The organism is Kitasatospora phosalacinea (assembly GCF_000716545.1).
Lineage (GTDB): Bacteria > Actinomycetota > Actinomycetes > Streptomycetales > Streptomycetaceae > Kitasatospora > Kitasatospora phosalacinea.
Map to the genome: position 1 here is coordinate 19,808 of NZ_JNWZ01000079.1, position 12,860 is coordinate 32,667.

Below are 12,860 nucleotides of genomic sequence, written 5' to 3' on the forward strand. Positions count from 1 at the left end.
TGCACCTGCCAATAATCCTCGGATTCCCGGGAGGGGGCCCTCGGGAATCCGGCATTCGATCAGTATCGGGGCGGGTCGTTCCGGTGCGATGGAATTTCCCGCCGCCGTCGCGCCGGGGGGTGCGCCCGCCCGTCAAGCGGAATCCCGGAACCCTCCGTTCCGCTGTTGCGACCAGTGGAAACGCGGGCGCAACGAGATAACCGGGGGTGATCACTTGTGATCTAAATCACCCGCAATCCGTCCTTGCCGATCGTCTGTTCGGGCGCCTAGCCTGACTCTGCGTCGAGCAGCCCATGCTTCAAGTAACTGCGTCGTTGGCAGTCGTTGGTAATTGATTCCGGGGGGCGGGGTTCGGGCATGTCGTCATATGGCTACAGTGCGGGGCCATCGAAAACTGCGATGGCACTCGGAGAACTGCGGGAACGCACCGGGGCCGCCTTACGGGCGGGTTCGGAGCGGGCCGTCCTGAAGCACCGGGCGGCGGGGAAAATGAGTGCGCGTGAGCGGGTCCTGTGGCTGTTGGACACGGACTCGTTACTGGAGACCGACCAGCTGGCCAGGCACGGAGCGGCGGACGCTCCGGGGCCGTACGGGGACGGTGTGATCACCGGGACCGGCACGATCGACGGCCGACCGGTCTGCGTCTTCTCGCAGGACTTCACGGTGCTCGGCGGCAGCATGGGCGAGACCCACGGGCGGAAGATCCTCAAGACCATGGACACCGCGGTGCGCCTGGGCTGTCCGGTGATCAGCATCAACGAGTCCGGCGGCGCCCGGATCCAGGAGGGCGTGGTCTCGCTCGCCTACTACGCCGAACTCGGCCGCCGCAACGTGCGGGCCTCCGGCCTGGTGCCGCAGATCGCCCTGATCGCCGGGCCCTGCGCCGGCGGGGCGGTGTACTCGCCGGCGCTGATGGACGTCGTGGTGATGGTCGACCGCTCCTCCTACATGTTCGTCACCGGTCCGGACGTGCTGCGCTCGGTCACCGGCGAGGACGTCACGGTGGACGAGCTCGGCGGGGCGCGGGCCAACGCGGCGGTGTCCGGGAACTGCCACCACGTGGCCCGCGACGAGGCCGAGGCCCTGGAGTGGATCCAGGAGCTGCTGTCCTACCTCCCGTCCAACGCGATGGAGCTGCCGCCCGCCGTCCCGTTCACGCCCGTCCCGGGACGGACCGCGCGGGACCTCGCGCTCGACACCCTCGTGCCCGACGCCGACAACCAGGGCTACGACGTGCGCGAGGTGATCTCCGCCGTCGTCGACGACGCCGAACTCCTGGAGATCCACGCCCAGTTCGCGCCCAACATCGTCTGCGGGCTGGCCCGGGTCGAGGGGCGGCCGGTCGGCGTGGTGGCCAACCAGCCGCTGCACCGGGCCGGGGCTCTCGACATCGACGCCACCGAGAAGGCGGCGCGCTTCGTCCGGTTCTGCGACGCGTTCAACCTGCCCGTGCTCACCTTCGTGGACGTGCCCGGCTACCTGCCCGGCGTCGCCCAGGAACGCGACGGGATCATCCGCCGGGGCGCGAAACTGCTGCACGCCTACGCCGAGGCGACCGTGCCGAAGGTGACGGTGGTGCTGCGCAAGGCGTACGGCGGCGCCTACGCCGTGATGGGGTCCAAGCACCTCGGAGCCGACTGCAACCTCGCCTGGCCCACCGCCCAGATCGCCGTGATGGGCGGCGAGGCCGCCGTCGAGGTGCTCCACCGGCGGCGGCTCGCCGAAGCCGGCGAGGACGCCCCGGCCGTGCGCGAGGCCCTCGTCGAGGAGTACCGGCGCACCCTGATGACCCCGTACGCGGCGGCCGAACGCGGCTACGTCGACGCGGTGATCGAACCCAGCAGCACCCGCGCCCAGGTGGGGGCGGCGCTGCGGGCGCTGAGCACCAAACGGGAGGCCGCCGTCGGCCGCAAGCACGGCAACATCCCGCTCTGATCCCGCCCCGGCCCCGGCCGCCCGGCCGCGGTCCGCACCACGCTCCGACCTCACGACGCGCACTCGCCCCCCGACGCCGCAGGGCCCCGCACCGCACCAGGAGGCCATATGAGCACGCCCACGCACCCGCCGCGGTCCGGCGCACCCGCGCACTGGACCGGCGGAACGGCGTCCTTCGACAGCGCCGGCCTCGCCGCCGCGACCCGCCGCACCCGCGAGCACCTGCACGTCGTCGGCGCCGACGGCGGCCCGCTGGGGGTCGCCACCGGCGGCCTGGTCCGGCACGACGGCGGCACCGACGGCCTGCACTGGCACGGCACCCTCCCGCCGCTGTACCCCGAGTGGCTCGGCGACCGCGGGTTCGGTGAGACGCACGGCACCCGGTACCCGTACATCGCGGGCGAGATGGCCCGGGGCATCTCCTCGGTGGAGCTGGTGACGGCCATGGCCGAGGCCGGACTCCTCTCGCTGTACGGTGCCGGCGGGCTCGCCCCCGCCACCGTCGAGCAGGCCGTCGACCGGCTGTCCGGAACGCTCCGGCAGCGGCCCAACTGGGGCGTCAACCTGCTGCACTCGCCCCTCGAACCGGCGGCCGAGGAGCGCACCGCCGCGCTGCTGGTGGCCCGTCGCGTGCCCTGCGTCTCGCTCTCCGCGTACCTGCGCCTCACCCCGGCCGCCGTCCGGGTGGCGGCGGCCGGACTGCGCCGGGACGGCTCCGGGCGGGTGGTCCGCGCCCGGCGGGTGATCGCCAAGCTGTCCCGCCCGGAGGTCGCCCGGGAGTTCCTGTCGCCCGCCCCGCCCGCGCTGCTGCGGGCCCTGCTGGAGCGCGGGGAACTCACCGCGGAGGAAGCCGAGTTGGCGTCCCTGGTGCCGATCGCGGAGGACCTCACGGTGGAGTCCGACAGCGGCGGGCACACCGACAACCGGCCGCTCGGCGCGATCCTGCCGGTGGTGCGGGCGCTGCGCGACCGGCTGGTCGCCGAGCACGGCTACGACCGGCCGGTCCGGGTCGGCGCGGCGGGCGGCCTGGGCAGCCCGGAGGCCGTCGCGGCGGCGTTCGCGGCCGGCGCCGACTACGTGGTCACCGGAACCGTCAACCAGCTGGCCGCCGAGGCGGGCACCTCCGACCGGGCCCGCCGGCTGCTCGCCGGCGCTGGGGTCGCCGACGTCGCGATGGCACCGGCCGCCGACATGTTCGAGATGGGCGTGCGGGTCCAGGTCCTCAGCCGCGGCACCCTGTTCGCCGCCCGCGCCGACCTGCTGTACCGCCTCTGGCGCGAGCACGACGGCCTGGAACGCCTGCCCGCGGCGGCCCGCCGCCAACTGGAGACCGAGGTGTTCGGCGAACCGCTGGAGACGGTGTGGGAGCGGACCCGGACGTTCTGGGCCGACCGCGACCCGGCCGAACTCGACCGCGCCGAGGCCGACCCCAAGCACCGGATGGCCCTGGTGTTCCGCTCCTACCTGGGCCAGTCCAGCGGATGGGCCACCGGCGGCGTCCCCGGCCGGGACGCCGACTACCAGATCTGGTGCGGCCCCGCCGTGGGCGCGTTCAACGACTGGCGGGCCGGATCCGTCCTGGACGGCGAACGCCCCCCGGCGGTGCAGATCGCCCTCAACCTGCTGGAGGGCGCCACCGTCGTCACCCGTGCCCAGCAACTGCGCAGCTTCGGCGTGCCGGTACCGCCGGCCGCGTTCCGGTACGTACCGCGGCAGCTGGGCTGAGGGGGGCGACATGACCGACCCGACGAACCCGACGAACCCGACGGACGCGACGAACCCGGCCGACCCGCCGATCGCCGTGGTGGGCCTGGGCGCGCTCCTCCCCGGCGCCGTGGACGTCCCCTCCTTCTGGACGTCCGTGCTGGCCCGCACCGACCTGATCACCGACGTGCCCGAGGACCGCTGGCGGCTCGCCGACCACCACGACCCCGACCCGAAGGCCCCCGACCGGACCTACGCGCGACGCGGCGCCTTCCTGCCGGACGTCGACTTCGACCCGCTGCAGTGGGGCATCCCGCCGCACGCCCTGAGCGCCATCGACACCACCCAGCTGCTCGCCCTGCTGGTCGCCGACCAGACCTTCGCCGACCACGGCCGCGACAAGCTCACCGACGCCGTCCGGGAACGCACCGCCGTACTGCTGGGCTGCGGCTCCCTGGAGCTGATGAACCACATGGCGGGCCGGATGCAGCGCCCGCTGTGGGAGCACGCCCTGCGCGCGGCCGGCCTCGACGAACCGACCGTCGCCCGGGCGTGCGAGGCCATCTCCGCGCAGTACGTCCCCTGGCAGGAGGACACCTTCCCCGGCCTGCTCAGCAACGTGGTGGCCGGCCGCATCGCCAACCGCTTCGACCTGCACGGCACCAACATGACGGTGGACGCCGCCTGCGCCAGCTCGCTCGCCGCGCTGAACGCCGCCGTCGGCGAACTCCACACCGGCCGGGCCGACCTGGTGCTCACCGGCGGGGTCGACACCATGAACGACCCGACGATGTTCCTCTGCTTCTCGAAGACGCCGGCCCTGTCCCGCACCAGCGACTGCCGCCCGTTCGCCGCCGACGGCGACGGCACCGTGCTCGGCGAGGGCCTGGCGATGCTGCTCCTCAAGCGGCTCGCCGACGCCGAACGCGACGGCGACCGGATCTACGCCCTGGTCCGCGGCGTCGGCAGCGCCTCCGACGGCCGCGGCTCCGCGATCTACGCCCCCCGCGCCGAGGGCCAGACCAGGGCCCTGCGCCGGGCCTACGAACGGGCCGGCTACGGACCGGACACCGTCGAGCTGGTCGAGGCCCACGGCACCGGCACCAGGGCCGGCGACGCCGTCGAGTACGGCGCCCTGCGCGAGGTGTTCGAGGCGTCCGGCCGCACCGACCGGCAGTGGTGCGCCCTCGGCTCGGTGAAGTCGCAGCTCGGGCACACCAAGTACGCGGCCGGCGCGGTCAGCCTGGTCAAGACCGTGATGGCGCTGCACCACCGGGTGCTGCCGCCCACCCTGAAGGCCGACACCGCCAACCCGGCCCTCGACCTGGCCGCCTCACCGTTCCACCTCAACACCGAGCCCCGGCCGTGGGTCGCCCGCACCGGTCGCCCGCGCCGCGCCGCGGTCTCCGGATTCGGCTTCGGCGGCAGCAACTTCCACGTGACGCTGGAGGAGTACGGCCCCGAAGCCGCCGACCGCCGACTGCCCCACCGGCTCGCCCTGTACAGCGCGCCCACCGGGCACGACCTGGCGCGCGTCCTCCGCGCGGGCGGAGCACCGGCCTTCGACCCCGCGCACCCCGCCCGGCTCGCCCTCGTCCACGACGGCCACCCCGAACCGCAGCTGCGCGCCGCCGCCGAACGGATCGCCGCCGCCCCCGAGACGCCCTTCGCCCTCCCCGGAGGCTGCCGGTACGCGTACGGGCCGGCCGAGCCCGGCCGGATCGCCTTCCTGTTCCCCGGGCAGGGCGCCCAGTACCCCGGCATGGGCGCCGACCTGGCCTGCTGGTTCCCCGCCGCCCGCCACCCGTGGGACCTGGCCGCCGGCCTGCCGCTCGGGGACGCCCCCCTGCACACCGTCGCGTTCCCGCCCGGTCCCGTGGACGAAGCGCGCCGCGCCCGGCTCGACGCCACCGAGTGGGCCCAGCCCGCGCTGGCCGCCCACAGCCTGTCGCTGCTCGCCGTCCTGGACGGGCTCGGCCTGCGCGCCGACTGCTACGCCGGCCACAGCTTCGGCGAACTGGTGGCCCTGCACGCCGCCGGCGCGTACGGCGCCGCGGACCTGCTGCGGCTGGCCCGGCGGCGCGGCGAGCTGATGCGCGACGCGGCCGGGTCGCCCGCCGGAATGATCGCGGTGCGGGCCGGCCGGGACGAGGCCGCCGCCGTGCTCGCCGAAGCCGGCGCCGGCGTGTGGCTGGTCAACGACAACGCGCCCGAACAGGTGGTCGTCGCGGGCGGGACCGCCCCGCTGGAACGCGCCGCCGACCTGTTCGCCCGCCGCGGCCGCACGGTCACCCGGCTGCGGGTCTCCACCGCCTTCCACAGCCCGCTGGTCGCCCCGGCCGCCGACGGGCTGCGCGCCGCCCTGCACGCGACCGTCACCGCCGCGCCCGCCCGCCCGGTCTACGGCAACACCCACGCGGCGCCCTACCCCGCCGACGCCGCGGCGACCGCCGAGCTCGCCGCCCGGCACTTGGCCTCGCCCGTGCGGTTCCGCGAGATGGTCGCCGCCATGCGCGCCGACGGCGTCCGCACCTTCGTCGAGGTCGGCGCGGGCGGACGGCTGTCCGGCCTGGTCCGGGCGGTCTGCCCGGACGTCGAGGCCGTCCCGCTCGACCGGCCCGCCGTGCCCGGCGTCCGCGCCCTGCTCGACGGCCTGGCCCGCCTGGCCCTCCTCGGAGTGCCCTTCCACGCCGGAGCCCTGGCCGGGCCGCCGCCCGCCGCAACCCGACCCCCTCAGGAGACCACCGTGCGGATCAACGGCAGGAACCACGGCCAGCCCTACCCGACGGCCCTCTCACCAGCGCTCCCGGTGGCGCCGGTCGAGCCGGTCGAGCCGGTGGCGTCGGCAGCGGCAACGGTGCCGGTGCCGGTGGCGGCGGTGCCCGCGGCCGACACGCAGGGCGTCGGGCCGGTGCCGGGATGGGGGGCCGGGGCACCCGTCGCGGAGGCCGAACTGCTGCGCACCGTCGAGGAGCTGCAGCGGCAGACCGCCGAAGCGCACACCGCGTTCCACCAGCAGATGGCGGCGGCGCACGCCGAGTTCCTGCGGACGGCGGAGACCTCCCTGGCCGCCCTGCTGGGCATGCCGGCCGTGACCGCCCCGCCGGCGGCCGCCGCGCCGCTGCCCCTCGACCCGCCCGCGTTCACCACTCCCGCGTCCATCGCTCCCGCGTTCACCGCTCCCGCGTTCACCGCTCCCGAGACACCGGCCGCCGCCGTCCAGGAGGCGCCGGCCGCCCCGGTCGCGCCCGTGGTCGCTGAGCTTCCGCCGGCGGGGTCGGGCGGTGGCACCGCGCTCGACGTGGTGCGGGACGCGGTGGCCGAGCGGACCGGCTTCCCGGCCGAGGTGATCCGGCCCGGGATGGAGTTGGAGACCGACCTGGGGATCGATTCGATCAAGCGGGTGGAGATCCTGGCCGCGATCGGCGAGCGCCTCGGAGCCATGCCCGGCGACACCCCGGGGTACCGGCTGCGCACGATCGAGGACGTGGTCCGGGCGTACGACCCGCCGGCCGGGGAGCCCGCCGGACCGACTGCCCCCGTCGCCGGGCCGGTGGCCCCCGCCGAGCCCGCCGGACGGGACGGGCTGACCCGCAGCCGGTTGCTGGCCGAGCCGGTGCCGGCGCCCGGGCTGAGCGTGGACGGGCTGCGGGACGGCCCGGTCGCGGTGGTGGGGGACAGCCCGGCCACCGGGCGGGCGCTGGTCGCGGCGCTGGCCGCCGCCGGGGTGCGGGCGGTGCACGGCGGGCGGATCCCGGCGGACGCGGTCGGCGTGGTGCTGCTCGGCCTGGAGCAGCCGGGAACCCCCGAGGCGGCGGTGGACCTGTCGGTGTCCGCGCTGGCCACCGCCCGCGAACTGGCCGGCCCGCACGCCCGGCTGTTCGTGACCGTCCAGGACACCGGTGGCGACTTCGGTCTGACCGGGGCCGCCCCCGAACGGGCACTGACCGGCCAACTGGCCGCTCTGGTCCGCACGGTGGCCCACGAGTGGCCGCAGATCGCGGTGAAGGCCGTGGACGTGGACGCGGCCGGCCGGGAGCCCGCCGAGGTCGCCGACCGGATCGCGGCGGAACTGCTGCACGGCGGCAGCCACCCGGAGGTCGGGCTGCGGGGCGACGGGGCCCGCCTGGTGCTCAGGGTCGCCCCCGCCGAACGCGAACCCGTCCCGCCCCGGCTGGGCCCGGACTCCTTCCTCGTCGTCACCGGCGGCGCGCGGGGCGTGACCGCCGCCGCCGTGCGGGCCCTGGCCGAGGAGTACCGGCCGCGGATCCTGCTCCTGGGCCGGACCGTCCTGGCGGACGAACCCGCCGGGCTGCCCGCCGCCGCCGACCGCGCCGCGCTGGTCCGGGCCCTCGCCGAGCGCGGCGACCCCGACCCGATCGGCCGGGCCGCCCGGGTGCTGGCGGCGCGCGAGGTGCGGGCCACCCTGGAGGCCGTCCGGGCGGCCGGGGCGCAGGTGCGGTACGCCGACGTCGACGTCCGCGACGCGTCCGCCGTCGCCGCCGAGGTGGCGCGGGCCCGGACCGCCTGGGGGCCGGTGACGGCCGTGCTGCACGGCGCCGGGGTCCTGGCGGACGCGAAGATCTCCGACAAGACGGAGGCCCAGATCCGGGCGGTGGCGGGCCCGAAGGTCCTGGGGCTGGCCGCGCTGCTCGCGGCCTGCGCCGACGACCCGCTGGACGTGGTGCTGGCCTTCTCGTCGGCGGCCGGGGTGTTCGGCAACGCGGGCCAGAGCGACTACGCCATGGCGAACACCGTGGTCGACCACCTGCTGGGCGCCGAACAGGCCCGGCGGCCCGGCGCGCTGGTCCGCTCGGTGGCGTGGGGACCGTGGGCCGGCGGCATGGTCACCCCCGAGCTCGCCGAGCGGTTCGGCCGGGCCGGCATCGACACCATCGCGCTGTCGACCGGCGCCCGGGCGGTCGTCCAGGAGGTCCGCTCCGCCGGACCGGTCGGCGTGGTGCTGGAAGCCGGCCGGGGCCTCGGCGCCACCGTCGACCGGACCTGGGCGGCCCTCGTCCAGGTGGACTCCGCCCACCAGCCGCACCTGCTCGACCACGCCGTGGGCGGTCGCCCGGTGCTCCCGCTGGCGCTGGCCGCGGAATGGCTGCTCCGGGCCACCGGGGCGGACGCCCTCGCCGGGCTGCGGGTGCTCAGGGCGCTGCCGCTGCCCGACCTGGAGGGCCGCGGGCACGTCGTCCGCGTCGTCGCCACCGAGGACGGCGTGGAACTGCGCTGCGGCGACGGCATCCACGTCCGCGCGGGTGCGGCGGACACCGCCGCGCCCGGCCACTGGACGGAGCCCGGGGGCGTCGCCACGCCGCTGCGCTACGACGGCCGGCCGCTGTTCCACGGCCCGATGTTCCGGGCCCTGGACGGCGCCGCCACCGTCACCGCGGACGGCGCGGCCGCGACGGTGCGGGGCCTGCGCGAACTCGGCTGGCCCGGCCGGCACTGGCGCACCGACCCCGCCGCCCTGGACGGCTGCCTCCAGCTGGCCCTGCTGTGGGCCCGCGAGGTGCTCGGCGAGGACGTCCTGCCGATGGCCGTCGGCCGCCTGACCGTGCACCGCCCCGGCCCGCTGGACGGCCCCGGCCGCTGCGTGCTGCGCCCCGGCCGGGTCGCCGCCCCGGTCGCCGGATGCGACGTGGCGGTGCTGGACGCGTCCGGCCGGGTCGTCGCGGAACTGCTCGGGGTCGAACTCGTCGTCCGGCCCAGCTGACCACGCGCACGAGAGGAAGGAGGGAATCCATGACCGCGTCGAGCGCGGCCCCCGTCGCGATCGTCGGGCACGCCTGCCTGCTGCCGGGCGCCGCCGACCCGGCCGCCCTGTGGGACCTGGTGCTCGCCGGCCGCAGCGCCATCGGCCCCGTCCGGGAGCGGCGCTGGCGGCTGGCCGGCGCCGAGGATCCCGCGTCCGTGCAGAGCGCGCCGGGGCCCCGGGTGGCCGGACACGTCGACCACGCCGTCCCCGGCGGCGGGTCCGACCCGCTGACCGACTGGGCGCGGTACGTGGTCGAGCAGGCCCTGCACGAGGCGGGCCTCGACGGCCCGCACCCGGCCGGCGGCCTGGTCCTCGGCACCCTCGCCTACCCGACCGAGACCGCGCAGCGCCTGCTCGAACGCCGCTGGGCCACCGGCGGGACGGACCGCGACGACCGCGACGACCTGCGGTTCGCCACCCGTCCGGCGGCGGTCACCGCCCGGCGGTGCGGCCTCGGACTCGGCGGGTTCGCGCTGGACAGCGCCTGCGCGTCCGGGCTGGTCGCCGTCAAGCTCGCCGCCGACCGGCTCCGCGACGGCAGCGCCGACCTGATGGTCGCCGCCGCCGTCAACCGGGCCGACAACCTGCTGGTGCACAACGCGTTCCACGCGCTGTCGGCGCTCAGCCCGACCGGTGCCAGCCGGCCGATGGACCGGTCCGCCGACGGCCTGGTCCCGGCCGAGGGCGCCGCGGCCGTCGCACTGATGCGGCTCCCGGACGCGCTCCGGCGCGGAGTCCCGGTGCTGGCCGTGGTCCGCGGCATCGGCCTGTCCAACGACGGCCGCAGCGGCGGGCCGCTCGCCCCCTCCGAAACCGGACAGCTGCGCGCCATGCGGGCCGCCTACGCGCAGGCCGGCGTCGCGCCGGAGACCGTCTCCCTGCTGGAGTGCCACGCGACCGGCACGCCCGTCGGCGACCTGGTCGAGGCCCGCAGCGCGGCCCGGCTGTTCGCCGACGCCGCGGACCTGCCGCTCGGATCGGTGAAGTCCAACCTCGGCCACCCGCTGGCGGTCGGCGGACTGGCCGGCCTGGTCAAGGTGGTCGGGGCGCTGCGGGCCGGGACCAGGCCGCCGACCCTCGGCGTGGAGCGCCCGCTGGCCGTGCTGGACGGCACCCCGCTGCGCCCGCTCACGGCCGCCGAGGAGTGGCACGGGCTGCGGCGCGCCGCCGTGAGCGCGTTCGGCTTCGGCGGTTCCAACGCGCACCTGGTGGTGGACGCCTGGACGGGCGATCCGGCCACCGGACCCGCCGCCCCGGCGCCCGTCCCGGCGCCGCACCCGGAGCGGGGAGCGCGGCGGGCGGCGGAGCCGGAGCCGATCGTGGTGGTCGGCCGGGGGGCCTGCCGCGGGGACGCCGCCGAACTGGAGCTCACGGGCCTCGGCACCGCCCCGCGCGACCTGGAGCGGGCCGCCACCGGGCAGTTGCGGGTGCTGGCCGCGGCCCGGGCGGCCCTGCGCGGCCTGGACCTGCCCGCCGACCGGACCCTCGTCGTGGTGGCCGGCCGCGACGACACCGAAGTGGCGCGGTACGGCCTGCGCTGGCGGCGGCCCGGCGCGCTCGGCCCCGACGTGCCCGAGGACGTGCGCGACCTCGCCCGGGAGGCCAGCGCCCCGCCGTTCGACCTGGCCGCCGTCCTCGGCACCATGCCGAACATGTCGGCCCACCGGGTCAACGGCGCGGCCGACCTGCGCGGCCCCGGCCTGGTGGTCTACGCCGACGGCGAGAGCGGCCGGGTCGCCGTCGACCTGGCCCGGCGCGCGCTGCGCGACGGCGAGGCGGACGCCGCCGTGGTCGCGGACGCCGAGGGGGCCGCCGTGGTGCTCCGCCGTGCGTCCGACGCCGGGGCCGACGGCAGCCACCCGGCCCCCGTGCCCGACGGCGCGGGACCGGCCGAACTGGTCGGCCCGCTGACCGGCACCCCGGTCGAGGTGTACACCGGCGGCGACCGGGCGGCCGTCCGCGCGGCACTGGCCGCCGGACGGGCCCGGCCGCCCGCCGACGCGGCCGGGACGGCCGCCGCCCGGCTGGTCCTGGTCGGAGCCGACCGGGCCGCGGCCGCCGCCTGGCTGGCCGGCGAGGGACGGCGCCCCGCGGGAGCCGCCTACCGGGACGAACCGCTGACCGGTGAGACCGGGTTCGTCTTCACCAACGGCTCCGCCGCCTACCCCGGGATGGGCGCCGAACTGCTCGCCGCGGTGCCGGCCGCCGGTCCGGCCCCGGCGCCGGCGGACGACGTCCTCGGACGGATCCACGGCGTCACCGCACTGGCCTCCGCGCACGTCCGGATCACCCGCGACCTGCTCGGCCTGCGGCCCGCCGCCGCGCTCGGCTACTCCTCCGGCGAGGTGAGCGCGCTGGCCGCGCTCGGCGTCTGGGCGGACCCCGGGGCGCTGGTCGCGCGGTCCCGGGCCGCGGCGCTCTTCCGGGACGGCCTCACCGGGCCGCACCGCGTCCTCGGCGCGGCCTGGGGCGGCGCCGGGCGGTGGAAGGCCTGCCTCGTCCCGGCCGACGCCGACGACGTGCGCGGCGCGCTGGAGCCCCGGGCGCACCTGATGGCCCGCAACGCGCCGGGGGTGAGCGTCATCGGCGGCGACCCGCAGGCCGTCGAGCGGACGGTGGCGCGACTCGGCGTCACCGGCGTGCCGCTGGACTACGACATCGCCGCCCACGTGCCCGAACTGGAGTCCGTGCGCGGAGAGCTGGAGGACGTCCACACGCTGCCCACCGTGCCGGTGCCCGGTGTCCGGTTCTACCGGTGCACCGACGGCGGCAGCACCCTCTCGCCCGACAGCGCGGCCGCCGCGCGGGCCGTGGCGGGCCAGGCCGTCGGCAGCCTGGACTGGATCCGCACGGTGCGGAACGCGTGGGACGACGGCGTCCGGATCTTCGTCGAGCACGGGCCGCAGGGGCTGTGCACCGGCTGGACCGCCCGGATCCTCGCCGGACGTCCGCACCTCGCCGTGGCCCTGGACTCCCCGGTCGACCCGCTCGGACAGTTCCGCACCGCCGTCGCCGAACTCCTGGCCGCCGGGCTGCCGTTGCGCACCGAGCAGCTGTTCGGCCGGGCGGCCGCCGGGCCGCTCGCCCGCTTCGCCCTCGCCGACGAACCGCCGCGACTCCCCGACCTCCTGCCCCGACCCGCCCGGATGGCCCCCGCCCCGCCGCTCCCCAGGCTGACCCGCCCGGAGGTCCCGCACCCGGAACCGGCCCACCCGGAGCCGGCGCACCCGGAACCGGCCCACCCGGAGCGCGCGGCCCAGGCCGGGCCCGGGGACGGTCGGTGGGGTGGTCGGGTCGCTGCAGCCGCCGCGCACCGGGCACGGGTCGCGACGGCGCACGGCGAGTTCCTCCGCACCCAGGCCGAGGCGCACCGGCGCTTCCTGGCCGGTCGGGCCGCCGTCGTGCCCGCCGTGCTCGGTGCCCGCCGCGCCCCGTTCCCGCCCGCCCCGTTCCCGCC

Annotated in this window: 4 protein-coding genes; all 4 read left to right on the forward strand. The window is 77.3% G+C overall.

Annotation, left to right across the window (positions count from 1 at the left end):
- Positions 1–357 precede the first annotated feature (357 nt).
- Positions 358–1,935, forward strand: a complete 1,578-nt coding sequence (locus OO48_RS29430) for an acyl-CoA carboxylase subunit beta (RefSeq protein WP_033221778.1) — start codon at positions 358–360, stop codon at positions 1,933–1,935.
- Positions 1,936–2,043: 108 nt separating this feature from the next.
- Positions 2,044–3,660 (forward strand): PfaD family polyunsaturated fatty acid/polyketide biosynthesis protein, encoded by a 1,617-nt coding sequence (locus tag OO48_RS29435; protein WP_033221780.1) that lies wholly within the window; start codon positions 2,044–2,046, stop codon positions 3,658–3,660.
- 10 nt (positions 3,661–3,670) lie between these two features.
- The gene (locus OO48_RS29440; RefSeq protein ID WP_051733075.1) at positions 3,671–9,361 is read left to right on the forward strand and encodes a type I polyketide synthase; all 5,691 of its coding nucleotides are present in this window, start codon (positions 3,671–3,673) and stop codon (positions 9,359–9,361) included.
- 29 nt (positions 9,362–9,390) lie between these two features.
- Positions 9,391–12,860, forward strand: a 3,470-nt coding sequence (locus OO48_RS29445) for a type I polyketide synthase (RefSeq protein WP_033221784.1), incomplete at its 3' end; no start/stop codon positions are given.